The sequence below is a fragment of the Acidimicrobiales bacterium genome (genome assembly GCA_035536915.1).
Lineage (GTDB): Bacteria > Actinomycetota > Acidimicrobiia > Acidimicrobiales > JAHWLA01 > JAHWLA01.
Genome location: DATLNE010000048.1, coordinates 1 through 24262 on the forward strand (window position 1 = coordinate 1; position 24262 = coordinate 24262).

Annotated in this window: 30 protein-coding genes; 12 read left to right on the plus strand and 18 right to left on the minus strand. The window is 70.1% G+C overall.

Annotation, left to right across the window (positions count from 1 at the left end; all coding sequences use genetic code 11):
• Nucleotides 1-1643, plus strand: a 1643-nt coding sequence (locus tag VM938_15130) for a maltotransferase domain-containing protein (protein HVF76367.1), incomplete at its 5' end; no start/stop codon positions are given.
• Nucleotides 1644-1652: 9 nt separating this feature from the next.
• On the opposite strand, the gene VM938_15135 is transcribed toward VM938_15130, so the two are convergent.
• Genes VM938_15135 through VM938_15145 form a run of 3 tightly spaced genes read right to left on the minus strand, consistent with a single transcriptional unit; the run spans nucleotide 1653 to nucleotide 3015 of the window.
• On the minus strand, nucleotides 1653-2051 hold the full coding sequence (locus VM938_15135; protein ID HVF76368.1) for a cupin domain-containing protein: 399 nt from the start codon (nucleotides 2049-2051) through the stop codon (nucleotides 1653-1655).
• On the minus strand, nucleotides 2048-2209 hold the full coding sequence (locus VM938_15140; protein ID HVF76369.1) for a hypothetical protein: 162 nt from the start codon (nucleotides 2207-2209) through the stop codon (nucleotides 2048-2050). The genes VM938_15135 and VM938_15140 overlap by 4 nt, the downstream gene beginning before the upstream one ends.
• Nucleotides 2206-3015, minus strand: a complete 810-nt coding sequence (locus tag VM938_15145; protein HVF76370.1) for a hypothetical protein — start codon at nucleotides 3013-3015, stop codon at nucleotides 2206-2208. The genes VM938_15140 and VM938_15145 overlap by 4 nt, the downstream gene beginning before the upstream one ends.
• Nucleotides 3016-3032: 17 nt before the next feature.
• On the opposite strand from VM938_15145, the gene VM938_15150 reads away from it, so the two are divergent.
• The 3 genes from VM938_15150 (at nucleotide 3033) to VM938_15160 (ending at nucleotide 4604) form a co-directional block, all read left to right on the plus strand.
• Nucleotides 3033-3569, plus strand: a complete 537-nt coding sequence (locus VM938_15150) for a hypothetical protein (GenBank protein HVF76371.1) — start codon at nucleotides 3033-3035, stop codon at nucleotides 3567-3569.
• Nucleotides 3566-3844, plus strand: coding sequence for a VOC family protein (locus VM938_15155; GenBank protein ID HVF76372.1), 279 nt, complete (start codon nucleotides 3566-3568; stop codon nucleotides 3842-3844). The genes VM938_15150 and VM938_15155 overlap by 4 nt, the downstream gene beginning before the upstream one ends.
• A 76-nt stretch (nucleotides 3845-3920) precedes the next feature.
• Nucleotides 3921-4604 (plus strand): class I SAM-dependent methyltransferase, encoded by a 684-nt coding sequence (locus VM938_15160; protein HVF76373.1) that lies wholly within the window; start codon nucleotides 3921-3923, stop codon nucleotides 4602-4604.
• Between the two features lie 29 nt (nucleotides 4605-4633).
• Here the strand turns inward: VM938_15160 and phoU are convergent, their stop codons facing one another.
• The 10 genes from phoU to VM938_15210 all read right to left on the minus strand — a co-directional run bounded on the left by phoU (nucleotide 4634) and on the right by VM938_15210 (nucleotide 12406).
• Complete coding sequence (phoU, locus tag VM938_15165; GenBank protein ID HVF76374.1) at nucleotides 4634-5326, minus strand: phosphate signaling complex protein PhoU; 693 nt, start codon at nucleotides 5324-5326, stop codon at nucleotides 4634-4636.
• Complete coding sequence (locus VM938_15170) at nucleotides 5323-6060, minus strand: response regulator transcription factor (protein ID HVF76375.1); 738 nt, start codon at nucleotides 6058-6060, stop codon at nucleotides 5323-5325. The genes phoU and VM938_15170 overlap by 4 nt, the downstream gene beginning before the upstream one ends.
• Nucleotides 6053-7090 (minus strand): ATP-binding protein, encoded by a 1038-nt coding sequence (locus VM938_15175; protein HVF76376.1) that lies wholly within the window; start codon nucleotides 7088-7090, stop codon nucleotides 6053-6055. The genes VM938_15170 and VM938_15175 overlap by 8 nt, the downstream gene beginning before the upstream one ends.
• Nucleotides 7087-7863 carry a phosphate ABC transporter ATP-binding protein PstB gene (gene pstB, locus VM938_15180; GenBank protein HVF76377.1) on the minus strand — a complete coding sequence of 259 codons (777 nt, stop codon included), beginning with the start codon at nucleotides 7861-7863 and terminating at the stop codon, nucleotides 7087-7089. The genes VM938_15175 and pstB overlap by 4 nt, the downstream gene beginning before the upstream one ends.
• Nucleotides 7864-7868: 5 nt before the next feature.
• Nucleotides 7869-8717, minus strand: coding sequence for a phosphate ABC transporter permease PstA (gene pstA / locus VM938_15185; GenBank protein HVF76378.1), 849 nt, complete (start codon nucleotides 8715-8717; stop codon nucleotides 7869-7871).
• Nucleotides 8714-9607 (minus strand): phosphate ABC transporter permease subunit PstC, encoded by an 894-nt coding sequence (gene pstC / locus VM938_15190; GenBank protein HVF76379.1) that lies wholly within the window; start codon nucleotides 9605-9607, stop codon nucleotides 8714-8716. Before pstC ends, pstA begins: the two co-directional genes overlap by 4 nt.
• Nucleotides 9608-9713: 106 nt before the next feature.
• Entirely contained in the window at nucleotides 9714-10766 is a 1053-nt protein-coding gene (gene pstS, locus VM938_15195) for a phosphate ABC transporter substrate-binding protein PstS (GenBank protein ID HVF76380.1), read from the minus strand.
• 64 nt (nucleotides 10767-10830) lie between these two features.
• Nucleotides 10831-11238, minus strand: coding sequence for an arsenate reductase ArsC (locus VM938_15200; protein HVF76381.1), 408 nt, complete (start codon nucleotides 11236-11238; stop codon nucleotides 10831-10833).
• Entirely contained in the window at nucleotides 11235-11918 is a 684-nt protein-coding gene (locus VM938_15205) for an MIP/aquaporin family protein (GenBank protein ID HVF76382.1), read from the minus strand. The genes VM938_15200 and VM938_15205 overlap by 4 nt, the downstream gene beginning before the upstream one ends.
• A gap of 20 nt (nucleotides 11919-11938) precedes the next feature.
• A complete protein-coding gene (locus VM938_15210; protein ID HVF76383.1) occupies nucleotides 11939-12406 on the minus strand; it encodes a methyltransferase domain-containing protein in 468 nt (155 codons plus the stop codon).
• Here VM938_15210 and VM938_15215 point away from each other — a divergent pair.
• Both VM938_15215 and VM938_15220 read left to right on the plus strand, forming a co-directional pair.
• Complete coding sequence (locus tag VM938_15215) at nucleotides 12405-12857, plus strand: carboxymuconolactone decarboxylase family protein (GenBank protein ID HVF76384.1); 453 nt, start codon at nucleotides 12405-12407, stop codon at nucleotides 12855-12857. The genes VM938_15210 and VM938_15215 overlap by 2 nt on opposite strands.
• Nucleotides 12850-13551, plus strand: a complete 702-nt coding sequence (locus VM938_15220; protein HVF76385.1) for an isocitrate lyase/phosphoenolpyruvate mutase family protein — start codon at nucleotides 12850-12852, stop codon at nucleotides 13549-13551. The genes VM938_15215 and VM938_15220 overlap by 8 nt, the downstream gene beginning before the upstream one ends.
• Here VM938_15220 and VM938_15225 read toward each other — a convergent pair.
• Nucleotides 13521-14042 carry a hypothetical protein gene (locus VM938_15225; GenBank protein ID HVF76386.1) on the minus strand — a complete coding sequence of 174 codons (522 nt, stop codon included), beginning with the start codon at nucleotides 14040-14042 and terminating at the stop codon, nucleotides 13521-13523. The two genes, VM938_15220 and VM938_15225, sit on opposite strands and share 31 nt — an antisense overlap.
• 93 nt (nucleotides 14043-14135) lie before the next feature.
• Here VM938_15225 and VM938_15230 point away from each other — a divergent pair, with 93 nt between their 5' ends.
• A complete protein-coding gene (locus VM938_15230) occupies nucleotides 14136-14729 on the plus strand; it encodes an HNH endonuclease signature motif containing protein (protein HVF76387.1) in 594 nt (197 codons plus the stop codon).
• 193 nt (nucleotides 14730-14922) lie between these two features.
• Here VM938_15230 and VM938_15235 read toward each other — a convergent pair whose 3' ends face one another.
• Both VM938_15235 and VM938_15240 read right to left on the minus strand, forming a co-directional pair.
• Nucleotides 14923-16068 (minus strand): hypothetical protein, encoded by a 1146-nt coding sequence (locus VM938_15235; GenBank protein HVF76388.1) that lies wholly within the window; start codon nucleotides 16066-16068, stop codon nucleotides 14923-14925.
• A 16-nt stretch (nucleotides 16069-16084) separates the two neighbouring features.
• Nucleotides 16085-17194 (minus strand): DUF2330 domain-containing protein, encoded by a 1110-nt coding sequence (locus VM938_15240; GenBank protein HVF76389.1) that lies wholly within the window; start codon nucleotides 17192-17194, stop codon nucleotides 16085-16087.
• Nucleotides 17195-17267: 73 nt separating this feature from the next.
• Here VM938_15240 and VM938_15245 point away from each other — a divergent pair, with 73 nt between their 5' ends.
• Complete coding sequence (locus tag VM938_15245) at nucleotides 17268-17813, plus strand: RNA polymerase sigma factor (GenBank protein HVF76390.1); 546 nt, start codon at nucleotides 17268-17270, stop codon at nucleotides 17811-17813.
• Nucleotides 17810-19375, plus strand: coding sequence for a hypothetical protein (locus tag VM938_15250; protein ID HVF76391.1), 1566 nt, complete (start codon nucleotides 17810-17812; stop codon nucleotides 19373-19375). Before VM938_15245 ends, VM938_15250 begins: the two co-directional genes overlap by 4 nt.
• A gap of 20 nt (nucleotides 19376-19395) precedes the next feature.
• Here the strand turns inward: VM938_15250 and VM938_15255 are convergent, their stop codons facing one another.
• The gene (locus VM938_15255) at nucleotides 19396-20178 is read right to left on the minus strand and encodes a DNA-formamidopyrimidine glycosylase family protein (protein HVF76392.1); all 783 of its coding nucleotides are present in this window, start codon (nucleotides 20176-20178) and stop codon (nucleotides 19396-19398) included.
• A 25-nt stretch (nucleotides 20179-20203) separates the two neighbouring features.
• On the opposite strand from VM938_15255, the gene VM938_15260 reads away from it, so the two are divergent.
• Together VM938_15260 and VM938_15265 are read left to right on the plus strand one after the other, a co-directional pair.
• Nucleotides 20204-21382 (plus strand): Coenzyme F420 hydrogenase/dehydrogenase, beta subunit C-terminal domain, encoded by a 1179-nt coding sequence (locus VM938_15260; protein HVF76393.1) that lies wholly within the window; start codon nucleotides 20204-20206, stop codon nucleotides 21380-21382.
• 10 nt (nucleotides 21383-21392) lie between these two features.
• The gene (locus VM938_15265) at nucleotides 21393-22559 is read left to right on the plus strand and encodes an acetyl-CoA C-acyltransferase (GenBank protein ID HVF76394.1); all 1167 of its coding nucleotides are present in this window, start codon (nucleotides 21393-21395) and stop codon (nucleotides 22557-22559) included.
• A gap of 51 nt (nucleotides 22560-22610) precedes the next feature.
• Here VM938_15265 and VM938_15270 read toward each other — a convergent pair whose 3' ends face one another.
• Complete coding sequence (locus VM938_15270; protein HVF76395.1) at nucleotides 22611-23426, minus strand: M24 family metallopeptidase; 816 nt, start codon at nucleotides 23424-23426, stop codon at nucleotides 22611-22613.
• 42 nt (nucleotides 23427-23468) lie between these two features.
• Here VM938_15270 and VM938_15275 point away from each other — a divergent pair, with 42 nt between their 5' ends.
• A complete protein-coding gene (locus VM938_15275) occupies nucleotides 23469-24200 on the plus strand; it encodes an alpha/beta hydrolase (GenBank protein ID HVF76396.1) in 732 nt (243 codons plus the stop codon).
• Nucleotides 24201-24262: the final 62 nt, after the last annotated feature.

Consider the following 24262-nt stretch of genomic DNA (forward strand, 5'->3'; position numbering starts at 1 on the left):
AGGCGCCCATGGCGGAGCTGAACAACGACAGGTGGGAGGCAGTGATCGAGCCCGCCGACCTCGGCCTGCACGAATACGTGCTCGAGGCCTGGACCGACCGGCTGGCCACGCTGGCCCACGACATCGAGGTCAAGGAGGCCGCCGGCGAGCCGGTCGACGTCGAGCAGCAGGAGGTCAAGCTCGAGAAGAAGGCGCAGAAGGCGGGCAGGACGCCGACCGATTTCACCACCACCGGCCCCTTCCCGCTCTGGGTCGACCGCGAGCGGGCCCTGTTCAGCGCCTGGTACGAGCTGTTCCCCCGCTCCGAGGGCGGCCTCAAGCGGGCGGCCCGCAGCCGGTTGCCCGACGTGGCTGCCATGGGGTTCGACATCGTGTACCTGCCACCGGTCCATCCCATCGGTCGCTCGCACCGCAAGGGCCCCAACCACACCCTGGTCGCCGGCAAGAAGGATCCGGGCAGTCCGTGGGCCATCGGCAACGCGGAAGGCGGCCACACCGCCGTCGAGCCGAGCCTGGGCACGATCGAGGACTTCGACGCTTTCGTCGCCGCGGCGGACAAGCTGGGTATGGAGGTCGCCCTCGACTACGCGCTCCAGTGCTCGCCCGACCACCCGTGGGTGACCGAGCACCCCGAATGGTTCCACCGCCGGCCGGACGGGAGCATCAAGTACGCCGAGAACCCGCCCAAGAAGTACCAGGACATCTACCCGATCAACTTCTGGCCCGAGCACGACAAGGACCGGCACGCCCTGTGGCAGGCGTGCAAGGAGATCTTCGACTTCTGGATCGGCCACGGCGTCCGCATCTTCCGGGTGGACAACCCCCACACCAAGCCCCTGGCCTTCTGGGAGTGGGTCATCCCCGAGGTGCAGAAGACCCACCCCGACACGCTCTTCCTGGCCGAGGCCTTCACCCGACCGAAGATGATGGCCAAGCTGGCCGAGGTCGGCTTCAGCCAGAGCTACACGTACTTCACGTGGCGCACCGGCCAGTACGGTGAGGAAGGCCTGCGCACGTACCTCGAGGAACTGGCGCACGGCCCCAAGGCCGATTTCATGCGGCCCAACTTCTGGCCCAACACCCACGACATCTTGTCGGGGCCGTTGCGCAACGGGCCGCCCGCCGCGTTCAAGCAGCGCCTGGTGCTGGCCGCCACCATGTCGCCGTCGTACGGCATCTACTCGGGCTACGAACTGGTGGAGAACGAGCCCATGTCGGACGCCAACGAGGAGTACGACTTCCCCGAGAAGTACGAGATCAAGGTCCGCGACTGGGACGCCCCGCACTCACTGGCGCCGTTCATCACCCAGGTCAACCGCATCCGCCGGCGGCACCCGGCCCTGCAGCGGCTGCGCAACATCCACTTCCACGACACCACCAACGAACAAGTCATCGCCTACACCAAGCACAGCGACGACCGCTCGGACATCGTGCTGGTGGTGGTGAACCTCGACCCGTCCAACACCCAGGACTGCGTGGTGACGCTCGACCTCGCCTTGTTGGGCCTCCCGTGGGACGCCCCCTACGAGGCGTTCGACGAACTCAGCGGCCAGACGTTCGAGTGGCGCGGCCCGCAGCCCTACGTCCGCCTGGAGGCCAACCAGGCCGCCCACATCTGTTCGTTGCGGGCGCTGACCCGTTAGCCAATCGCGCTAGTGGTGCTCGGCCTCGGCGGCGTCGGCCTCGGCCTTCGTCTGATGGACGGTGCCGTCGGGGTGCTCGGCCGGTGAGTAGAGCGAATAGAGCTTGAGCTCGCCCTCGCCCGTGTTCACCACGTTGTGCCAGGTGCCCGCGGGGATGATGGCGGCCCAGTCGTCCTCTATCTCGTGGGTTTCGGCGATCGTCTCCTCGTCGGGTCCGAGCTCGATCCGAGCCCGCCCCACCTCGACCCGGATGAACTGGTCGATGTCGGGGTGCACCTCTCGGCCGATCTCCTCGCCGGGCAACAGCCGCATCACCGTCAGTTGCGTGTGCGAACCCGTGAAGAGCACGGTGCGGAACGTTTCGTTGTCCTTCGTTGCTGCTTCGATGTCTCCGAGCCAACCGGTCATGCCGACTCACCTACCCGCATGAGGGGAACCGCCAACGCCAGCCCCAGCACAAGCGAGCCGGCGGCGGTCGCCGCGGGCAGCAAACGGCCGACGTCGGTGTAGCCGACGAAGGCGTGGGTGCCGAGAGCGAGGGCCTTGGAGTAGGAGCGCTCGGTCACCATGAGAAGCGGTACTCGACCGAAGCGGAGTGGCCGGGGTCGAGCACGAGGGTGCCGCTGCCGGGCACGCCTGCGTCGTGGAGTCGGAAGCCGTCGTTGGCCATGGTGACCGGCTCCACGCACACCCACGGCGGCCGCTCGCTGTAGACGACGAGCTGGGTGACGGGGCCACGCCAGTCGAGGGTGAGGTCGCTGATGCGCGCTGTCGTACCGGTGAGGCCGGTGAAACAGGTGTCCATGGGGGCGGGAAGGGTCGACGTGCGCAGGTCTTCGTCGCCTGTGGTGAAGCGGGGGGCGCCCACTGGCAGGCAGTCGACCGCGGGCCACACCAGCTCGGCGGGCAGGGCCACGGGGCCGAGGGCGAACCAGGGATGGATGCCGAGGCCGACGGGGACCCGGTGCTCGGCGTTGTTGACCACTTCGAGCACCTGGTCGAGATGCGTCGCCGCAAGCGTGAAGCGCTGGCGGCCGGTGACGTTGTACGGGCTTTGCTCGACGTCGATGCTCAGCGCCGCTGTCGTGTCGTCGGCGGCGTCGATCCGCCACGGCTCCCACGCGGTGAGGCCGTGGATGGCCGTGCCGTCGGGCCAGTTGACCGGGAGGCGGTACTCGTTTCCCTCGAAACGCAGCTCGCCGCCGGGGATGCGATTGCACCACGGGAGCAGCGGATAGCTCCCCCAGTACGCCCAGCCTTCGCCCTCGTCGGGGCGCAGGAAGGGACGGCCGTCCGCGGTGATCTGGCCGATGCGCCCGCCGTCGTCGGGGTAGAGGTCGACCGCTGCCCCACCCGCTCGCAACGTCAGCATTGCGGCATCATGGCGCGATGACGGCGCGGGCGCGTTTGGTCGACGAGGTGCGGGCGGCGGGCACGCAGGACGCAGTCGCCGAGGTGGTCGAACGCTGGCTCCGCGACCCGCAGTTGTCGGAGGCGCTGGGTGCCTTCGACGCCAGCGAGCCGCTGCACCGCGACGACGACCTCACCATCGTGAAAGTGGTGGTCCTCCCCCACTACGCCTTCTACCCCCACGAGCACCGCATGTGGGCGGTGGTGGCGACCGTGCGGGGGCAGGAGGAGAACGTGTTCTACGAGCGCGCCGACGGGGGGCTGGAGCGGGTCGGTGGGCGGGTGTTCTCCGAGGGAGACGTCGGCGTGCTGGCCGAGGACGTGATCCACACGGTGACCAACCCGCTGCCTGTGTACACGGTGGGACTGCACGTCTACGGCGGCGACCTGCTGGCCGCCGGTGCATCCGAGTGGGACCCCCAGACGTACGCCGAACGGCCGTACACCTTCGAGGCGGAAGACGCTCGCAAGGCAGCGTGGCGGGCCACACTCGACGCCGAGGGCGGCGGCGCATGAGCGGGCTGGTGCTGGTCGACCCGGCGGGCGGCACCAGGCTGGCCTTCCAAGAGGTGCCCGCCCTGGCGCCGGCCACGTGGCCCGAGGGGACGGTGCCGCAGCAGTTGCACCTCGACTTCAGCGTCGGCAGCGTCGAGGAACTCGCCGTGCAGCACGACCGGGCGTTGTCGCTCGGCGCTCGCGTGTTGCAAGACCGCTCCGACGACGCCGACGAACCCCTGTACGTCTACGCCGATCCGGCGGGCCACCCGTTCTGCATCTTCGTGCCTGAGTAGCGTTCGGCGTATCGACTACGACGTCATCGGGCAGGGGTATTCGGCGCTGCGCCGCGCCGACCCGCGCTGGGCCCGCGTGATCCACGGGGGGTTAGCCGAGGCCCGCACGGTGGTCGACGTCGGGGCAGGCGCGGGCTCGTACGAACCCGACGACCGTTCGGTCGTGGCGGTGGAACCCTCGACGGTGATGATCGCCCAGCGCGCGCCCGGCTCGGCACCGGTGGTGCGGGGCGTGGCCGAGGCGCTGCCCTTCGCCGATGGGTCGTTCGATGCGGCCATGGCGATCCTCACCCTGCACCACTGGCGCGACCGGGCCGCAGGCTGCGCCGAACTGCGACGGGTGGCGCGGCGTTGGGTGGTGCTGACCTTCGAGCCCGCGCTGCACCGGGAGTTCTGGCTCGTCCGCGACTACCTGCCCGACATGCCGCTCCCCGATTTCACGGTGGCGGAGACAGCCGATGCCCTCGATGCCGAGTACGTCGTGCCGTTGCACCTACCCGCCGACTTCACCGACGCCGTGCTCCCCGCCCACTGGCGACGGCCCGAGGCGTACCTCGACCCGGCCGTGCAGGCGGCCAACTCGGGCATGGCCGCTCTTGACCTGCAGGCGCCCATGCAGCGCTTGGCCGACGACCTGGCCTCAGGTGCGTGGCACCGCCGCTACCGCGAGCTGCTGCGGCAGGAGTCGTTCGACGCCGGGTTCAGGCTGTTGATCGGTGGAGCACCGCTGACCGGGAATCACTCATTGATTTCGCAGTAGTTACGAGCGGGCTTGTAACTACTGCGACATCAATCCTCCGACGGCTTCACCTCGGCGTGGTGGTAGTCGTCGGGGAACTGCCCGGTGACCATGAAGGCCACGCGCTCGCCCGTGTTCACCGCGTGGTCGGCGATGCGTTCGAAGTAGCGGCCCACCAAGGCGATCTGCACCGCTCGCTGGATGCCCGCTTCGTCGTCGACCTGGGAAGCGAAGATCGTGCGGAACAGGTCCTTCTGCAGGTCGTCCATCACGTCGTCCATGTCGCTCAGCGCCGAGGCCCGGCCCGGGTCGCGCTCGGCAAATGCGGCGACGGCCAGCTTCAACTGGACGGCGGCCTGCTCGCGCATGCGGTGCACGATGCCGCGCACCTTCGGCTCGAGCTCGTAGGGGTAGAGCCGCCGCGCCGCCTTGGCCACGTTCACCATTAGGTCGCCCGTGCGCTCGATCTCGTGGATAATTCGCAGCACCGTCACGAGCGTGCGCAGGTCGACGGCCATCGGCTGCTGTCGGGCCAGCAACAAGTACGTGCGCGACTCGATCGAGTGCATGAGGTCGTCGATCGGCTTGTCGTTGGCAATGAGCCGTTCGACCGAACTGAGGTCGGCGTCGAGGAACGCATCGGTGCCCGCCTGGATGGCCTCGCCCGCCATGGCACCCAGCCGCACCACGTCGGCCTGCAGTTCGTCGAGCTCTTCGTGGAACGCTCGCCTGGTTTCGGTCACCGGTTCTCCCCGCTGGTCGGTCGGCTCGCCTCGAAGCGATAGCCGACACCCCTGATCGTCGTGATGTACGTCGGATGAGCAGGGTCGTCTTCGATCTTGCCCCGAATCCGCTTGATGTGGACGTCGAGCGTCTTGGTGTCGCCGACGTAGTCGTGCCCCCACACCCGGTCGAGCAACGACTCGCGCGGGAGCACCCGCCCGGCGTTCTCCATCAACAGCTCCAACACCTCGAACTCCTTGCGCGGCAACGGCACCGCTTCGCCCCGCACCGTGAGCTCGTGGCGCGCCAGGTCGAGGCGGACCTCGCCCGCCGCCAAGACCTCGTGCTCTTCGGCGACTGCCGCAGCTCCGTCGGCGTCGGCGCTCGCCCGGCGCAGCACGGCGCGCATCCGGGCTACGAGCTCCCGCATCCGGTACGGCTTGGTGACGTAGTCGTCGGCCCCCACCTCCAGGCCCACCACCGTGTCGACCTCGGAGTCCTTGGCCGTCACCATGATCACGGGCGTGCGCGAGATGCGGCGCAGCTCGCGGCACACGTCGATCCCCGACAGCCCGGGCAGCATGAGGTCGAGCAGCACCAAGTCGGGCCGGGCCGCCTCGAACACGTCCAAGGCCTGGCGCCCGTCGCGGGCCACCGTGACGTCGAAGCCTTCGCGCTTGAGCCCCACTGTCAGCGCCTCGACGAAGGACTCCTCGTCCTCCACCACGAGCACGCGGCAGCGGGGCTCAGCCATCGACCGGCAATCGCAACGTGAACACGGAGCCCTCACCCTCGCTCGACGAGACCTCCACGTCGCCCCCGTGGTTGGTGGCCACGTGGCGCACGATGGCCAGGCCCAGCCCGGTACCGCCGGTACGACGGCTGCGCGCCCGGTCGACCCGATAGAAACGCTCGAACACCCGCTCCAAATCCTTGGCCGGGATCCCGATGCCGCGGTCGCGCACCGCCACCGACAGCCAACCGCCCTCGACGCCGTACGACACGTCGACCCGACTGTCGGCGTCGGAGTAGTGCACGGCGTTGTGCAACAGGTTGCTCACGGCCGACACCAACTGGTCGCGGTCGCCGCGCACCGACACCGCAGGACCAGCGGCAACCTCCACCGAGATCGACGCCCGTTCCGCAATGGGCTGTACCACCTCGACGGCGGAGTCGACCACCTCGTCGATGCGCACCTTCGCCATCGGCAACGGTGCCGCTTCGATGCGGCTCAGGTCCAGCAGGTCGGCCACCAAGGCGGCGGCCCGGTCGGCTTCGCCCGCCAGCCGGTTGGCGAGCCGCTTCAACACGCCGGGGTCGTCCTCGTCGGCCATGGTCTCGGCCAACACGCTCAGGGCACCGATCGGCGTGCGCAGCTCGTGGCTCACGTTGGCCACGAAGTCGCGGCGCACGGCGTCCACCCGGGCCCGTTCCGACTCGTCGTCGACGAAGGCCACCGTGCCTCCCGACGGCAACGGCTGGGCCACCACCCGCAACACGCGCGCGGGCGGACCGAGCAACTCCACCACCCGTTCGTCGCGCCCGGTCGCCAGCACCTGGCGCACCACGTCGGCCACCAACAGGTCGGTGGGCCGCTCGCCCACGAAGGCCGACGCCCGGGCGTTGCGCGCTACTTCCATTCCGTGCTCGTCCACCACCACCACGCCCACCGGGAGGTGTTCGATGGCCTCCCGCAGGCGCCGAGCCTCGGCCTCGGCGGCCGCCGACCGGCTGGCGCCCAGCGCCGTGGCCTCGGCAACGTCGGCCCGGCGTCGTGCCCTCAACCGAACCGCCCGGTGATGTACGCCTCGGTGCGTTCGTCGTCGGGCTTGGTGAAGATCTTCGACGTCTCGCCCACCTCGATCAGCCGCCCGGGCTCACCTGCGCCGGAGATGGTGAAGAAGGCGGTGATGTCGCTGATGCGCGCCGCCTGCTGCATGTTGTGGGTGACGACGACGATCGTGTACTCGTCCTTGAGGTCGACGATGAGGTCTTCGATGGTCAAGGTCGACACCGGGTCGAGGGCCGAACACGGCTCGTCCATCAACAGCACCTCGGGCTCCACTGCGATGGCGCGGGCGATGCACAACCGCTGCTGCTGGCCGCCCGACAAGCCCGCGCCCGGGCGGTCGAGCCGGTGCTTGACCTCGTCCCACAAGCCCGCGCCCCGCAACGACTTCTCCACCGCGTCGTCGAGGTCGGCCTTGCGGCGCATGCCGTTGAGGCGCAGCCCCGCGGCCACGTTGTCGCGGATCGACATGGTGGGGAACGGGTTAGGCCGCTGGAACACCATGCCCACTGTGCGGCGCAGCTCGGTCACGTCGACGGAGGCGTCGTAGATGTCGTCGCCGTCGAGCAGCGCGGTGCCCTCCACCCGCGCCCGCGGGATCACCTCGTGCATGCGGTTCAACGTGCGGATGAACGTCGACTTGCCGCAGCCTGACGGCCCGATGAGGGCGGTGACCTGCTTGGGCTCGATGGTCAACGAGATGCCGTCGATGGCGAGGAACGAGCCGAACCAGGCACGCAGGTCGCGGGTTTCGATGCGCTTCGACATGGCTCCTAGCTCTGCTGGACGCGGGTGCGCGCCGCCACCAGGCGGGCCACCACGGTGAGGATGAGGACGAGGCCGATGAGGGTGAGTGCCCCGGCCCACGCCCGTTCGATGGCGGGCTCGAACGACGAACCCGCCTGTGAGAACACGTACAGGGGCAAGCCCGACTGCGGGCCGTCGAACGGCGAACGGCGAATGGCGTCGAAGCCGAAGGCGGTGAGCAGCAGCGGCGCCGTCTCCCCCGTCACCCGGGCGATGGCCAGCATCACGCCGGTGACGATGCCCGACGAAGCGGTCGGCAGCACGACCGACAGTGTGGTGCGCCAACGGGGAATGCCCAGTGCGTACGAGGCCTCGCGCAAGTCGTCGGGCACCAACCGCAACATCTCCTCCGCCGAGCGGATGACCACGGGCAACATCAACACCGCCAAGGCCAGCCCGGCGGCAAAGCCGGAGAAGCCCTGCCCCAGCCCGAGCACCCAGAAGGCAAATATGAACAGCCCGGCCACGATCGAGGGGATTCCCGTCATCACATCGACGAAGAAGCGGACGGTGCGGGCGAGGCGGGTGCCGCCGTACTCCACGATGTAGACGGCGACGGCCAGCCCGAGCGGCACGGCCAGCACGGCGGCGATGGCCACCTGCTCCAAGGTGCCGAGGATGGCGTGGTAGGCGCCGCCCGCCCGATCGAGCGGCCCCACGCCCTTCATCGAGTGGTAGAGGAAGTCGATGGAAAAGGCGTCCTTGCCCCGGGCCACCACGTAGCCCAGCACCGCCACCAACGGGATCAAGGCCACCACGACACCCGCGCCGAGCAGGCCGCACGCCAGCGCGTTGACGAAGCGTCGGCGGGTCACGGCCGGCCCTCGGCGGCTACCGCGCTGCGGTGGACGATCCCCCGGGCCGCCACGTTGACCACCAGCGTGATGGCGAAGAGCACGAGGCCGCTGGCGATGAGCGCTTCCCGGCCGCCCACGCCCGACTCGCCGAACTTGGTGGCGATGTTGGCGGCGATGGTGTTGCCGCCGGGCTCGAAGATGTGCAGGTTCATGTCGAACGACGCAGCCAGCACCAGCGCCACGGCGATGGTCTCGCCCAGGGCGCGGCCGAAGCCGAGCATCACGGCTCCGACGATGCCGGAGCGCCCGTAGGGCAGGACCGCCAGGCGGATGACCTCCCAGCGGGTGGCACCGAGAGCGAACGCTGCTTCCCGGTGCGAGCGGGGCACCTGCCGGAAGATCTCGCGGGCCAAGGCGGCGACGATGGGCAGGACCATGATCGCCAGCACCACCGACGCCGCGAAGACCGAACGGCCGTAGGTGTTGTTGCGGCTGTCGAACAGCGGGACCACGCCGCCGAGCGTGCGGTCGAGGCTGCGCTGCACGGGCACCAACGCGGGCACGAGCACGAACACGCCCCACAGCCCGTAGACCACCGAGGGCACGGCGGCCAACAGGTCGAGCAACCAACCGACCACCTGCCCCAACCGCCGGGGGGCCAGTTCGGTGAGGAACAGCGCGCACGACAGCGCCACCGGCACGGCCATCACCAGCGCCAGCACGGAGGACAGCACCGTGCCGAATGCCAGGGCGGCGATGCCGAAACGCGGTGGATCGGTGTCGGGGAACCACTCGCGCTCGGTGAGGAACCCGAAGCCGGCCCGCTGGAAGGCGGGCACGGCGCGCGCCAACAGGAACAGTGCGATGGCGGCGATCAACACGAGGACGAACAGCGCTGCTCCGGTCATGGTTCGCCGGAAGCGCGCGTCGCCGTTTCGGGACCGGGGGGCGCGGGTGGTGGTAGCCGTCATAAGGGAGGGGCGGGCCCCTCGCCGGCGAACGGTAGCGGGGTGCTCACGTGGTGATCGACTCGGCCGCAGCCCGGGCCTTGCGGGCCAAGCTGTCGGGCAGCGGGGCGTAGAAGAGCCGGCCCGCCGTCTCCTGGCCGTCGTCGAGGGCGTAGCGCAGGAACGACTTGATCAACTCGCCCTTGGCCGCGTTCGCCTGCTTCTGGAACACGATGACCCAGGTAGGCGTGGAGATGGGATAGGCGTTCGGCGCCGTCGTGGTGAAGTCGACCTTGATCTTGAGGTCGTCGGGCGTGGACGCCCCGTCGAGCGCCTCCGACACGGTCTCCTCGGTCGGGGCCACGAAGTTGCCGGCGGCGTTCTTGATCTTGGCGATGCCGAGCCCGCTGCCCTCGGCGAAGGAGACCTCGGCATAGCCGATGGCGCCCTTGGCCTGCTTGACCGCGCCGGTCACGCCGTCGGAGCCCTTGGCCCCCTGCCCGGTCGGCCACGGTATGTCCTTGCCCGAGCCTGCCTTCCACACCTCCGGTGCCGCCGCCTTGAGGTACGACGTGAAGGCGTCGGTGGTGCCCGAGCCGTCGGAGCGGTGCACGACTTGGATGCCGATGGCGGGAAGCGACGCCCCGGGGTTGTCGGCCTTGAGGGCGGCGTCGTCCCAGCGGGTGATCGTGCCCTGGAAGATGCCGGCCAACGTCGCCGGCGACAGCCGCAGGTCGACGCCGTCGAGGTTGTACTCCACGGCGATGCCGCCCGCCGACCACGGGATGTGCAAGACAGGCCCGCCCTTGGCCACGGCGGCCGACTGCTCGTCGGCCTTCATCACCGCGTCGGTGGCGCCGAAGTCGACGGTCCCGGCGAGAAACTGCTGGATGCCGGCGCCGGAGCCGACGCCCTGGTAGTTGACGGTGGCGCCGGGGCACCCCGCCGCGTAGTCCTTGATCCACTGCTGCACGATGTTCTGCACGAAGGTGCTGCCCGCCCCGGCGATGGAACCCGGGGCGCAGTCCTGGCGAGCGCCGGTTGCGCCGGTTGTGTTGTTGTCGGTGCCACATGCGCCGGCAACCAGCGCCAAGGCGAGTACTGCGGTTCGGAGCCTCATGCCTCGCACGGTAGGGAGGCGAGGTGGCGAGGTGGCTGCCGTCAGGTGAACCGAAGGTGAACAGTCACGCAACAGTGCGAAGTTCGTCGAGCAGACTGCGCACCCGCCGGTCGATCTCGTCGCGGATGGCCCGCACTGCTTCCGCGGGCCGGCCCGCGGGGTCGTCGAGCTGCCAGTCGAGGTAGCGCTTGCCGGGATAGAAGGGGCAGGCGTCGCCGCACCCCATGGTGATGACCACGTCGGCCGCCCGCACGGCGTCGTCGGTCAGGGGCTTGGGGAACTCCTTCGACAGGTCGAGCCCCACCTCGGCCATGACCTCGACCACGGCGGGGTTGACGGTGTCGGCCGGCGCGCTGCCCGCCGAGCGCACCACGACGCTGCCTCCGGCGTGGTGGTCGAGCAGGGCCGCGGCCATCTGCGACCGGCCCGCGTTGTGCACGCACACGAACAGCACCTCGGGGCGTTCGCTCATCGTTCCTCCACGTCGTCCGGGGCTTGGGCAAGGGCAGCGGTGTCGCCTGGGTACAGGGCTCGCACCGCCGCCAAGGCGACCACCACGCCCGCCGCCTGTGCGAGGACGAACCCGGGCACCGAAGAGGGGGCGATGCCTGCGAACGTATCGGTGAACATGCGGCCCACGGTGACAGCCGGGTTGGCGAAGCTGGTCGAGGCGGTGAAGAAGTAGGCCGAGCCGATGTAGGCACCCACTGCGAACGGGGCCACCGACAGGCGGCCCGTGCGGGCCAGCCCCACGACGAGCACGAGGAGGCCGAAGGTGGCGACACCCTCGGCCAGCCAGAGACCGCCGCCGGTGCGAGCCTTCTCCGACAAGGCGACTGCAGGCTCGGAGAACATGAGGTTGCCGACGACGCAGCCGACGATGCAGCCGCTCACCTGGGCGACCACGTAGCCCGCCAGCGCGCGGGTCGTCAGCCCGCCCAGCAGCCAGTCGGCCACGCTGACCGCCGGGTTGAGGTGGGCGCCCGACACCGGCCCAAAGGCGAGCAGGATGGCGACGAGGCCCGCCGCGGTGGCGATCGCGTTCTCCAGCAGTTGCAGGCCGACGTCGGTGGGCGACAGGCGCGCCGCAGCGATGCCGGAGCCGACCACCACGGCGACGAGCATGGCCGCGCCGAGGAACTCGGCCAGCATGCGGCGGGGCAGGTCGTCGGTCAGCGGACAGCCTTGGCGATCAAGGCGACGACCGGGCCGTGCACGGCGTCGTCGGTCAACGGTGCGAGGTCGCGAGTGAGCGCGGCGTCGCGTCCGTCGAACGATCGGTCGTCGACAGCGAGCGGTGCGGCGGGCGACTCGACATAGGTGATGTTGGCCGGCGACTTGCTGCGCGCCATGTCGAGCATGGCCGGGCTGAAATCGCACGCCGTCACCGAGGCGCCCCGATTGGCGGCGACCCGGGCCACCGTGCCAGGGCCGGTGGCCACGTCGAGCACGGCGTCGCCGGCACGCACATCGACGGCGTCGAGCAGCACGTGCGCCCACGGGTCGAACAGCCGCGGCACCATGACGTCCTCGTACATCTGCACGGCCGAGGCAGGCGACGCGGCGAACCGCTTACCCCACGCTCCTGAGACATCTTTCACTGCGCCTCCCCGGCTGCTGCTGCCTACGATCGCCGCCATGACTGTACGCGTCGACTATCACGCGTTCGCCGACGGCATCAACGCCATGTTCGCCCTGGAGAAGGCCGTGCGACGTTCCGGCCTGGAGCGGTCGCTGCTCGAACTGGTGAAGGTGCGGGCGTCGCAGGTCAACGGCTGCGCCTACTGCATCGACATGCACACCAAGGACGCTCGGGCCGCCGGTGAGACCGAACAACGCCTCTACGCGCTGAGCGCGTGGCGGGAGACGCCGTTCTTCACCGAACGGGAACGGGCCGCCTTGGCGTTCACCGAATCGGTCACGTTGGTGGCCGACACCCACGTGCCCGACGAGGTGGTGGAGGAGGCCAAGCGCCACTTCGACGACGACGAGCTGGGCAAGCTGCTCTACGCCGTGGTGGTCATCAATGCCTGGAACCGCCTCGGCGTCACTGCCGCCGAGCCCGTCGGCGACTACCAGCCCCGTGCGTGACCGCCTGCGTGCGCTGCACATGCCCGGCGAGCCGCTGGTGCTCGCCAACGCGTGGGACGTGGCGAGCGCCAAGCTGACCGAGGGGCTGGGGTTCCCGGCGGTGGCCACGTCGAGCGCCGCTGTCGCCCTGTCGCTGGGGTACGAGGACGGGCAGGCCATGCCGGCGCAGGTGGCGTTCGACGCCGTGGCCCGCATCGCGGCGGGCGTGTCGGTGCCGGTGACGGCCGACATGGAAGCGGGCTACGGGCTGCCGCCCGACGAGTTCGCCGAGCGCCTGTTGGCCACCGGCGCGGTGGGATGCAACTACGAGGACACCGACCACGGGGCGGGTGGCCTGGTCGACGCCGAGGTGCAGGCCGCGCGCATCGCCGCCGTCGCCCGGCACGGCGTGATCGTCAACGCCCGCATCGACGTGATGGAGCCGGTTCTCGACGAGTTGCTGCGGCGGGGCCGGCTCTACCTCGACGCCGGTGCCACGTGCGTGTACCCGATCTTCCAGGCCGAAGAGTCGGTGATCGCTGCTCTCGTCGACGGCTTGGGTGCTCCCGTGAACGTGTACCTGCGCAGCGCGGCACCGCCGATCCCCCGGTTGCGAGAGTTGGGCGTAGCGCGTATCAGCGTGGGCTCCCGCATGTTCAAGGCCTCGCTCGAAGGCGCCCGGGCCTACGCCGAGTCGCTGCAACTCGGGGTGTAAAAACCCTTTGTTTCTAAGGGTTTTTGCTTGATTGATGAGTCGAACATGTGTACGATCGGAGGGTGGTTGGAGAACTGCGGAACGTCGTCGAAAAGCTGGCAGTTCCGCTCGACGGCGACGCCTTGGCCGAGGTGCTGAAGCTGGTCGACCTGCTCAACGCCAAGGTGTCGAGGGCGATCGGCGTTCGACGCCGAGGCACTGTGGGAGCTCGACGGAGCGACGTCGATGACGGCCTGGCTCCGACACCACGCCGGCATGACGTCGAGCACTGCCAAGTCAACGGCCTCGACCGCTCGTCGTCTCCGAGAGCTACCAATGACCGCGGAGTACTGGTTGTCGGGGACCCTGTCGGGCGGCCAGGTGCTAGCGATCGTGCGCAATGCGACGCCGGAGTTCAGCGAACACGAGGCAACCGTCATCCCGGCGCTGATGGATCTGTCGGTAGTCGACACCGCTCTGGCGATGCAGCAGTGGAAGTCGATGCTCGACATCGAGCCCACGTTCGAAAAGGGCGTGCACCTGTCCCAGACCTTGGACGCCAATGGGAACTCACGGGCTCGCTCGACCCGCTGGGCGGCGAGACCGTGGCGACGGCGTTGCGCTTGGCCATGGTCGACGACCCCGACGTGTTGCCGTCGCAGCGCCGAGCCGACGCGCTGGTCGACGTGTGCAGGTTCTTTCTCGACCACCAGAGCGGTCGCCGCGGCGGAAGGCACCGCCCGCACCTCAACGTGGTGGTCGACTACGACGCCCTGCTGGCCGGCAAGGGCGGCAGCTTCGTCGGTGGCGGGCTGCTCGACGGTGCGTCGGTGCAGGCGCTGGCGTGCGATGCGGCGATCCACCGGGTGGTCAGCGACGGCCGCAGCACGATCCTCGACTACGGCACGTCGACGCGCACGATCCCGGCCCCGTTGTGGTCAGCGCTCGTGCTGCGCGACCGGCACTGCCGGTTCGAAGGCTGCGACCGTCCGTCGCAGTGGTGCGAAGCGCATCACGTGATGCCGTGGCACGACGGCGGCACCACCAGCTTGGACAACCTGGTCCTCAAGTGCAGCCGACACCACCATTTGGGCCACCAACCGGGCTGGTCCGAGAAGCTGAAGCCCGACGGCACCCTGGTGATCACCGACCCACGAGGCCGCACCCGCACCACCCGACCACCGGGCACGTTGGTCTGAGCTGCACGCCAGCCGGCCGTGCTTGCATCACCGGGCTACTGAGTTGCCACTTGTGCACGCAGCGGCGCGCACAAGTGGCAACTGATGTACGCACGCACCCGGCGTCGCATGCACGAAGTGCCATGCGCTCCCGCACCACCACCAGGGCTGCTGAGTTGCCAGGTTGGGATGTAGCGGCGCCACAAGGGGCGACTCAGGCGGGAGCGTCGTTGCGGTCGCCCGCGGAGACGCCGAGGCCCACGACGGCGGCGCCGACGGCGAGCAGGCAGAGGGCGGTGCCGGTGGCGGAGTCTTCGAGGAGCGAGGCGACGGTGGCGGTGAGCGACAACGCCGCCGTGCCCGCCCCCAGCCACGCCACCAGCCGTCGTGTGGCGAACAGCCCGAGGGCGACGACCACCAAGCTGAACACCAGCGCCAAGGACGACGCCGTTGTGGCGCCCAGTCGAGGCCCGGCCGACAGCGAGCCCACGGCGGCGGCGGTGATCCCCACCACGAGGAACGCCGACGCCAGTCGCCGCAGGCGGGCGCCGTCGAGCACGAAGGCGGCCCCCAGGTAGAGGAGCGCAAACAGCATCGACACCACGGCGGGAGCGAGCGGCGGCTCCGGCGCGTCGAACTCGAAGTCCTGCGCCGCGATCAGGCGGGCGTCGCCCAGCGACTGCTCGACACCCGTCGTGGTGGTCGTCGACGGGAAACGCGGCCGCCCGGGCGGGGGCCGCGGGATCGTCATGGGCGGGTTGAGGCGCGGGTCGGGACCGAGGCGGGGCGGCGGGATTGTCTCGAACCCCGGCCAATCGTCGTCGGGCAGCAGGGGCACCGGGCGGTCCGGGATCTCCTGGGCCGGGATCTCACGGCCCGGGACCGGGCTGAAAGGGAAACCCACATCGTCCGGGATCGTCTGCGACAGCACGCCGACCCACAACGCGAACAACGCCAACCCGAGGAACACGCCGTGCCCGCGCGCAGGCCCGACGGCGAACAACACCGACCACAGGAGCAAGGCCAGCAGGGCGGCGACGAGGACGTCCCCGTCGGACTCGACCGCGGCGGGGTCGTTGGCCAGGAGGAAGGACAGGGGCAGCACCGCGCCCGCGGCCAGCACCACGCCCGCCACACCGAGGGCACGCGCCCGCTGCAGCACAGAAAGGGTGCAGCCGGCCAACAGCGTCAGAAGGGCCAGGGCCAACCCGGCGGCCCGAGCGTGGTCTTCGGGCACTTCGCCGTGGAGCAACGAGACCCCGAACAGCGCCACCAAGCCGCCGAGGGCGCCCAGCATGGCGTCGACGGTGGGTGGCCTGCGTTCGTCCGACAACCAGTGCGGCAGTGCGTCGTCCGGCATGCGCCGGACGTTACCGTCAGGCCACTCGCCGCCTGCGGGACCGGAGGGCGAGCACGGCAACGACGGCTGTGAGCAAGGCCGGCACCAGCAACGCACCCCACGGCGGCGAGGACGAGGCCACTTCCGAGTCCACTGCCGCCTCGGGCACCGAGTCCGTCAGCACGACCGCCGTGGTGGTCGTCGTCGTCGCAACGGTCGTCGTCGTCGTGGTGGTGGCCGGCTGCTTGGGGCGAGGCAGTCCGGCGGCCAGGTGTGACGGGCGGTTGCGGCCCGAAGCATCCGCGGCGAGGTCGAAGCGCAGGGTCTCGGCCTGCGTGCGCACCGCGACCTTGGTCAGCCACATCTTCTGCGGCACCCACTCCATGCCCTTGTCGGAGCGCAGGTCGGCCAACAACGCGCTGGTGGCCTCGGCGTCGTGTACCACGTCGACCCCCTTTCGACCGAGCGGCAGCAGCGCCGGCCGCATCGGCGTCAGCAGGTAGACGTCGGCGTCGACCGGTTCGTCGGTGCCACGGCCCAACCCGAGGATGCGCAGGGGCACCCACGGGTTGCGGGTGGGAATGGTGAGGTGGATGGGCGTGCCGTCGCCCACTTGCTGGCCCCGCTCCTCGGCCGCCTTGGCGTCGAAGCGGGCGGCCATGAACACAGGACTGCGGAAGGCGTAGAACTCCAGCACCTCGGGGGCGTCGGGGGTGAGTTGGAACCCGTTGTCCTTGGCCCACGTCCCGACCTCACGGGCGCCACCCTTGAGGATGGTGATGTCGAGGGCGTCGATGCGCGTCTCGTAGACGACCATGGCGGACCCGGCGTTTCCCGCAGCCGTGCCCGCCACGAACGAGTCGGCCGGCGGCTGCGTCTCCCGGTCGAGGCGCTGCAACGTCCAGTCGCCGCCCCGTTCCACTTTGGTGGGCACCGCGGGCAGCGGCACGATCGACCCGAACTCGGCGCCGCCGCCTGCGAACTGGAACGAGGTGACGTAGTGCTCGACCCCGTCGGCATACGCGGCAAGCGTGGCCGTGCGCAGTAGCCGAACGGTCCCGTTGGGGGCGACGAGGCCGCCGCAGGCGGAGGCGGCGGCGGACGGCCAACCGAGGAACACGGCGAGGGCGACGGCGGCGATGCGCATGCCGGTTGGGGCGCAGAAGACATCGCTTCAACCGCCGGTTGATTCTGGGGGAACTCCGGCCCAAAGTGTCATGGTGGGGGTTGAAGCGGTGCGCGCGGGCGGCGATGTCGATCTCTTGGCGCGGGCGGCAGCCGGCGACCGCGACTCGGTGCGGGAGGTGCTCGACGTCGCCGGGCCGATCGTCTACGGGTTCGTGTTCGCCCGCGTGGGCGGTGATGCCTCGGTGGCCGAGGACATCGTGCAGGAGACGTTCGTGGAGGCGGTCCGTTCGGCTTCCACCTTCCGGGGCGACGCCGCGCTCACCACGTGGCTGTGCGCCATCGCCCGGCATCGCATCGCCCGCCACTACGCCCGCGAGCGCAAGCAGGAAGTGGCCCGCAGCGCGCTCACACTCATCGACGACGAGGGCCAAGCCGCGGCGATCGACGAACGCGACGCGCTGGTGCGGGCCCTGGGCGCGCTCTCCGCCCTGCACCGCCAAGTGCTCGTGCTCAAGTACCTCGACGGCAAGAGCGTGAGCGACATCGCCGACGAGCTCGGGCGCACGCGCGTGCAGGTGCAGTCGCTGCTGCAACGCGCCCGCGACGGATTGCGTCGACAGCTCGAGGGCTCTGCGTGAGCGACGAACTGTCGCCGTTGTTCGGCGGCCTCGGCGAGGCCCGCCCGCTCCCCGCCCACTTGGGAGAGCGGCTGGAGCGGGTGCTGGCAGCCGAGGCGGAAGCGGGCGTGGGCGCGCTGGCGACCGTCGACGCCCCTCGCCCGCTTCCCCCCCATGTGGTCGACCGCATCGAGGCGGCCATGATCGTCGCCGCCGAGATCGGGCTGCCCGACCACCTACGCCGCCGGGTGGAGCGCACGCTCGTACGCCGACAGCCGCGCCGCTACATTCGGCCCGCCCTCACAGCGGCGTCGATCATGGCCTTGGCCGCGGCGACGGCGCTGTTCCTGTCGGAGCCCACGTCCACACCCACCCAAGCCGTCTACGCGTCCGACTCCTACCTGTCGTCCGAGCCGGTGCTGGTGGACGACAACGCCGAGACGCCGCGGCGCGGGCTCGGCTCGCCCCGGTTCCTGTCTGCTGCATCGGCACCGACGGCGGCCGGTGGCAGCGCCCAGCCGGTGTCTGGGTTCACGCTGGCCCACCCGCCGCCGCCCTTCTACCTCTCGCCCTACGCCGCGCTGTCCCCGCCGTCGCTCGGGGGCAACGGCGGCGGATTCCCCTCGCCGCTGCCGCCCCCGCCGCGCGCGCCGGTCCGAATCGGCATCATCGGCGGCGACCCCGTACAGGAAGCGGGCTTTCGGGCCTACGTCTCCTTGGTCAATCGCTCCGGCGGCGCAGGCGGGCGACGCCTCGACCTCGTGCCCTTCCGCAGCGAGGGCACGGTGGCCACCGTCAACCTGGGTTCGACCTCGGTGGCGGACGCCTCGGGAGCGCCGGTCGGCATGCGGGCGCCGCTGCTCGAATCACTCGACGTGGCCGAGCCTGCCTTGCGCGGCGACGTCTTCTCGTTAACGGGAGTGGCGGAGCGCCAGGCCCGGTTGGCAGTCGACGCGTCCGGCGTGGGCGCCAACGAGACGGCGGTCGTCTACACCGCAATGGTGGGCAGCTTCGCCGGGCGCGTGCCTGACGCCTTCGAGTCGGCGCTGCGAGCTCGAGGCGCGCAGGTCGTGCGGGTGCAGTGGGACCCGCACAACCCGGCCCCGTTGGTGCCCGCCGCTGCCGCCTTCGTCAGCATCCCCGCGGCGGACGCCCGCTCGTGGCTGCACGCGGCCAAGGCGGCGGGGTACGACCCGCGGCGTGGCATCTGGGGCATCTGGTCGCTGGCCGACGACTCGCTCGTGGACGCCATGCCGAGCGACCTGCAGCTCTTGGCCCCCTATGCCTTTGCACGGGGGGACGAGCTGGCCGCGCTGGTGGACGCCACCGATCAGCCGCCGAGCGCACGGCTGGTGCACGGGTGGGTCACGGCCAAGTGGCTCGCCGTGGCCATCTGGTGGGCGGGCGACGACCCCGGGCAACTGGGGTCGTACCTGCGCAACGGTCGCTTCGAAAGCGGCTTCGCCCCCGCGCAGTCCACGCGGGCGGACAGCAACGCCCGCACGCCCGATGCCGTCGTGCTCGTGCCCGAACACGGGCGCTTGGAGCCCAAGGGGCCGTTCCGCACCGACAAGGCGCAGTAGCCCGCCGTTCTGGTCCGGGGTCAGCGTTGGTGGCTCGGGCACCACCAACTGGTGCGGCCGCCGACTGTGGAACGCAGCAACGGGGTCCCGTCCTTGGGACAGGTGCCGCCGGGGCGCCGGGCCGCCATGAGGTCGCCCTGGTGCGAACCGCCGCGGGCGAGCAGGTCGTCGAGAGCGCCGCGCAAGTGCTTGTGCAAGCGGCGTACGTCGGCGGTCGACAGCGACGCCGCGTGCCGCTGCGGCGCCACCCCCGCTCGCCACAGCGCCTCGTCGGCGATGAGGTTGCCGACCCCGGCCAAGCGGGCCTGGTCCATGAGGCGCGCCTTGACGGGCGCCTCGCTCCCTCGCAACGCGGCCGCCAGGCCGGCCACGGTGATGTCGAGCGCGTCGGGGCCGAGGGCCGACTCGTCGGGGTCGAGCAGCACGCCGCCCAGCCGCCTCGGGTCGCGCACCCGCAGGTCGCCCCCGTCGTCGAAGCGCACGGCGAAGCGGTCCCACGCCTCTAACTCGCGGTCGCTGGTGTACAGCAGCTTGTCGACGCCCGCAGCGCCGTCCACCAGCAAGCGCCCGGTCATGCCGAAGCGCAGCCCCAGCGTCGGCCCGCCGTCGGTGTCGAGGAGGAGGAGCTTGCCGATGCGGCGGGCCGCAGTGAAGCGCCGGCCGGCCAAGGCGCCCACCACGTCGGCCGCGGTGATGCCCCCTTTCAGGAACCAGGAGTCGGGTGCTGTGACCTCCGCCACTCGGCGCCCGACGACGGCCTCAGCGAGGCGACGGTAGGCCTCGACCTCGGGAAGTTCGGGCACGGCCACAAACTAGAGTTCCGCCCCTATGGCCATGGCTCCGCCGAAGAAGGAACGCTGGACGGCGCACTGGGCGCACCTCTTCGACGAGGTGGTCACCTCCGGGTTGTGCACCGGTTGCGCAGGCTGCGTGGTGGCGTGCCCGCACGACGTGCTCGGCTACGACGACACAAACGGGGTCTACAAGCCGTTCCACCTGGAAACCGACAAGGGCCCGGCCGACTGTGGCCACGGCGACCGGGGCTGCACCTCGTGCACCCGGGCATGCCCCCGGTTCCGGGCCTGGGAGCCCGAGATCGACACCATGCTCTTCGGCCGGTCGCGCCTGCCGGGCGAGATGGAGGGCGTGACAAAGGACATCATCCTGGCCCGCGCCACCGACCCCACCTTCCACGAGAAGGGCCAGGACGGCGGGCTGGTGTCGGCCATCCTCATGTGGGCCATGGACCACGGCTACATCGACGCCGCCCTGGTGTCGTACCTGGAGGGCGACGGCTCCACGTGGAAGGCGGTGCCCGGCGTGGCCCGCACCCGCGACGACATCCTGGCCTCGGCGGGCAGCCGGTACACGTACTCGGCCAACACCATGGCCTACGCCGAGGCCATCGAAGGCGGGGCCGAGAAGCTGGCGCTGGTGGGCATGAGCTGCATGTCGTCGTCGCCGCCCGCCATGACCGTGCGCAAGGCGGGCAAAGTGGCCCGCCGCTTCGCCCTCAACATCGGCTTGCTGTGCTCCAAGACGTTCGACGACGCCATCTTCGAAGAGCTCTTCGAGGCCAAGTACGGCCTCAAGAAGCAGGACATGGTGAAGATGAACATCAAGGGCGTGTTCCAGATCTGGATGCGCGACGGCAGCTACCACGAGGTACCGCTGAAGGAGTGCCACGCCTGGACCCGCGAGGGGTGCAAGCACTGCCCCGACTTCGCCGCCGAGCACGCCGACATCTCCACCGGCGGCATCGGCGCCTTCAACGACTGGACGCTGACGATCGTGCGCACCGACCTGGGCCGCGAGATCCTCATCAAGATGCTCGAGGACGGCACCATCGAAGGCCGCCCGGGCGACGACGACCCCGGCGCCATCGAGCTGTTGCGCAAGCTGTCGACGGTGAGCCGGCGACGGTGGCCGGAATGGCACCCGGTGCAGGACCCGCGCCTCGGCGTGCCGCCGCCCAAGCCAAAGGTGAAAGCACCCGAGCCGGCCTAGGCTGACGGCCATGTCAGAAGCCGTGATCGTCGCCACCGCTCGCACGCCTATCGGCCGAGCCTTCAAAGGGTCTCTGAAGGACGTCAGGGCCGACGACTTGAGCGGGTTCATCATCAAGTCGTTGCTGGAAAAGGTGCCGGCCGTCGACCCGGGCACAGTGCAGGACGTCATCTGGGGCGCCGCCAACCACGCAGGCGAGCAGTCGATGAACGTGGCCCGCAACGCGGGCGCACTGGCCGGGCTGCCCGACACCGTGCCGGGCACGACGGTCAACCGTTTCTGTGCTTCGTCGCTCCAGTCGATCCGCATGGCCTTCCACGCCATCAAGGCGGGCGAGGGCGACTGCTTCGTGGCGGGTGGGGTCGAGAGCGTCAGCCGCACCGGCGGCAAGGGCTTCGACAAGGAAGACGCCAACCCCCGCTTCCTCGACAAGGACCGGCCCGACTACGTCAACCAGATGTACATCCCCATGGGCTTCACCGCCGAGAACGTGGCCGAGAAGTACGACGTGTCGCGGGAGCGCATGGACGAGTACGCCGTGCTGTCGCAGAACCGCGCCGTCGAGGCCCAGAAGAACGGGTTCTTCGAGCGGGAGATCACGCCGGTGCCCTTGCCCGACGGCACGGTGGCCACGCAGGACGACGGGCCGCGGCCGGGCACCACGATCGAGAAGCTGTCGCAGTTGCAGCCCGCCTTCAAGCCCGACGGGAGGGTGACCGCCGGCAACGCCTGCCCGCTCAACGACGGCGCCGCCGCCGTGTTGGTGATGTCGGCCGAGAAGGCGCAGGCGTTGGGCCTGACGCCGTTGGCCCGCATCGTCGGCTCGGCCGTGTCGGGGCTGGCTCCCGAGATCATGGGCGTGGGGCCGATCGAGGCCGTCCGCAGGCTGCTGGCCGCCACCGGCATGTCGATCAACGACATCGACGTGGTGGAGCTCAACGAGGCCTTCGCCGCCCAGGTGCTGCCGGTGTGCGACGAACTGGGCGTCGACATCGAGGGCCAGCTCAACCCGCATGGCGGCGCCATTGCGCTGGGTCACCCCTTCGGCCAGACCGGCGCCCGCATCATGACCACCCTGATCAACGACCTGCAGACGCTCGACGGCACCTTCGGCCTCGAGACCATGTGCGTGGGCGGCGGCCAGGGCATGGCCATGATCATCGAACGCCTGAAGTAACCCCCGTCCCGAGTACATGGCGTCCGGATTCCGGACGCCATGTACTCGGGACTAGCAGTTGTGGGGGACGTCGTCGTCGAGCCAATAGGCGTCGTTGTCCTCGATCACCAACAGCTCCTCCCACTTCACGCCGATGACGCCGCGGGCGAGATGGGGTTCCACCGCCCACAGTCCTGGCGCCGGGCGGTGGTCGGACGTGGGCCGGTCGTTCCAGGTCGGTGAGGGCTCGCCCCGCTCGGTTGCAGCGGCGATGCCGTCGACGAACCAGCCAAGCACCGTGGTGTCGAAGCCGCTGCCGTCGGGCGGCGGCATTGATTCGGGGTCGGTGATGCGCACCACCCGATGGCCGAGCACCGCCTCGGGGTGCAACTGGTGGCAGTTGCGATCACCCCGCCGCGCCATGTCGGCGTCGACGGCCTGGGCGATCTCCCGGAAGGTGGCGCCCGCCTTGACCGCTTCGAGGATCGTGGTGCGGTATCCGAGGTCGTCGGCCATCGCCGCGTCGTGCGAATCGCTCGCGCTGGGCGTCCACGACATCGAGGTGTCGACCACATAGCCGTGGAACACGGGTGACGCATCGAGGATCACGGCGTCGTCGATTTCGAGCGGGCGGTCGGTCGGCCAGAACGACTGCGTCGTCCACGGTTGCGGCAGCGTGGTGCGCTCTCCGAACAGCGCCACCGGCAGATGGAAGAAGCGATCGGCCCCCGCCGTTCGATACGCCTTCATGGCCAAACGGGTGGCGTCGCGCTCGCTCATGCCCAACCGCAGTTCGGAGACCACCTCGAAGAGAACGGAATACGACGCAGCCTGCCAACGGAGAAAGTCGTCGAGCTCTTGGTCGTCGAAACTGCTGAACCGGATCATCGCCATACCGTCTTACACCGTGGCCGCCTACAGTCCCCACCTGTGATCGTCTTCGTGCACGGCGTCCCCGAGACCGCGGCCATGTGGCGCAAGGTCCGAGCAGCAATCGACGGGAAATCGGTGGCCTTGTCGTTGCCCGGTTTCGGGTGCCCTGTCCCCGACGGCTTCGGGGGGACGAAGGACGACTATGTGGCCTGGTTGCTCGACGAGCTCGGCCGCATCGACGGGCCGGTCGACCTCGTGGGCCACGACTGGGGCGCAGGGCTGGCGTACCGAGTGGTCACCGCCCATGGCGACCGCGTCCGTTCGTGGGTGGCCGACGTCGGCAACATCGCCCATCGCGACTACGAGTGGCACGACTTCGCCAAGCTGTGGCAGACGCCCGGCGAGGGCGAGGCGTTCGTCGAGGCTCAGAACGCGGCCACGCCCGAGGAGCGGGCGCCGTTGTTCGAGGCCATGGGCGTGCCCCACGACGACGCCATGGAGATGGCGGCGGCGAGCGACGCCACCATGGGCGCCTGCATCCTTTCGTTGTACCGCTCGGCGCTGCCCAACCCGTACTCCGCATGGGGGCCGTGGACGCCCACTGCGGCGCCGGGGCTCGTCCTGCACCCCACCGACGATCCCTTCGGCGACGAGGCCCTCGCCGCCGAAGTCGCCGAACAACTAGGCGCCCGCTTCGAGCGGCTGGAAGGCGTCGGCCACTTCTGGCCCTACCAAGCGCCGGAACAGGCGGCCGCCGTCCTCCAGGAGTTCTGGGCGTCGGTGCGTTGACGCCCGGCGTTCCGGCTGGCGAAAGCCGGTGGGGGGCACGGTTTTCGCCAGCCAGAACGATT

Coding starts and splice junctions, on each gene's coding strand:
- VM938_15150 (HVF76371.1), top strand. CDS start 3,033: ATGACGGCGCGGGCGCGTTTGGTCGACGAGGTGCGGGCGGCGGGCACG.
- VM938_15260 (HVF76393.1), top strand. CDS start 20,204: ATGGCCATGGCTCCGCCGAAGAAGGAACGCTGGACGGCGCACTGGGCG.
- VM938_15145 (HVF76370.1), bottom strand. CDS start 3,015: ATGCTGACGTTGCGAGCGGGTGGGGCAGCGGTCGACCTCTACCCCGAC.
- pstS (HVF76380.1), bottom strand. CDS start 10,766: ATGAGGCTCCGAACCGCAGTACTCGCCTTGGCGCTGGTTGCCGGCGCA.
- VM938_15265 (HVF76394.1), top strand. CDS start 21,393: ATGTCAGAAGCCGTGATCGTCGCCACCGCTCGCACGCCTATCGGCCGA.
- VM938_15200 (HVF76381.1), bottom strand. CDS start 11,238: ATGAGCGAACGCCCCGAGGTGCTGTTCGTGTGCGTGCACAACGCGGGC.
- VM938_15155 (HVF76372.1), top strand. CDS start 3,566: ATGAGCGGGCTGGTGCTGGTCGACCCGGCGGGCGGCACCAGGCTGGCC.
- VM938_15240 (HVF76389.1), bottom strand. CDS start 17,194: ATGCGCATCGCCGCCGTCGCCCTCGCCGTGTTCCTCGGTTGGCCGTCC.
- VM938_15215 (HVF76384.1), top strand. CDS start 12,405: ATGACTGTACGCGTCGACTATCACGCGTTCGCCGACGGCATCAACGCC.
- VM938_15225 (HVF76386.1), bottom strand. CDS start 14,042: ATGTCGAGCATCGACTTCCACTGCTGCATCGCCAGAGCGGTGTCGACT.
- VM938_15205 (HVF76382.1), bottom strand. CDS start 11,918: ATGCTGGCCGAGTTCCTCGGCGCGGCCATGCTCGTCGCCGTGGTGGTC.
- VM938_15135 (HVF76368.1), bottom strand. CDS start 2,051: ATGACCGGTTGGCTCGGAGACATCGAAGCAGCAACGAAGGACAACGAA.
- pstB (HVF76377.1), bottom strand. CDS start 7,863: ATGTCGAAGCGCATCGAAACCCGCGACCTGCGTGCCTGGTTCGGCTCG.
- VM938_15170 (HVF76375.1), bottom strand. CDS start 6,060: ATGGCTGAGCCCCGCTGCCGCGTGCTCGTGGTGGAGGACGAGGAGTCC.
- VM938_15270 (HVF76395.1), bottom strand. CDS start 23,426: ATGATCCGGTTCAGCAGTTTCGACGACCAAGAGCTCGACGACTTTCTC.
- VM938_15210 (HVF76383.1), bottom strand. CDS start 12,406: ATGGCGGCGATCGTAGGCAGCAGCAGCCGGGGAGGCGCAGTGAAAGAT.
- pstC (HVF76379.1), bottom strand. CDS start 9,607: ATGACCGGAGCAGCGCTGTTCGTCCTCGTGTTGATCGCCGCCATCGCA.
- VM938_15235 (HVF76388.1), bottom strand. CDS start 16,068: ATGCCGGACGACGCACTGCCGCACTGGTTGTCGGACGAACGCAGGCCA.